Here is a 311-nt window from a genome sequence, read left to right as displayed (position 1 = left end):
CCAAAGAGCAAATAGTCACGTTCTCTTCAATACCATTAAGTGACTTCAATCCATCCCCCGCCAACGAAGGTGCCACACTTCTTCGACGCTGGCTCGAGTTCTCGGCAACCAAACGATTGGGTGAAATTAGCCACTCGCATGATCGCGCTGGCCATACGGATAGCCCGTTTGAGGATCACGTAATAGAAGTGGTCCAATCACTCGGATACGAGGCCGTTCCGCAGGTCGGAGTCTCTTCGTATTTCATTGATATAGGCGTAAAACATTCAACCTATCCTCTCGGGTACATTTGCGGTATCGAGTGCGATGGT

At 49.8% G+C, this 311-nt stretch carries 1 protein-coding gene; it reads left to right on the top strand.

Annotation, left to right across the window (positions count from 1 at the left end):
- Positions 1-188: 188 nt before the first annotated feature.
- The coding region (locus ACTF5G_RS10180; RefSeq protein ID WP_438952690.1) for a hypothetical protein at positions 189-311 on the top strand (123 nt) is incomplete at its 3' end.

Origin of the sequence: Porticoccus sp., from assembly GCF_965660005.1 — a bacterium.
Taxonomy (GTDB): domain Bacteria; phylum Pseudomonadota; class Gammaproteobacteria; order Pseudomonadales; family Porticoccaceae; genus Porticoccus.
The sequence above is the reverse complement of the archived record's forward strand: the minus strand, read 5'-3'. Positions and strand labels throughout refer to the sequence as shown.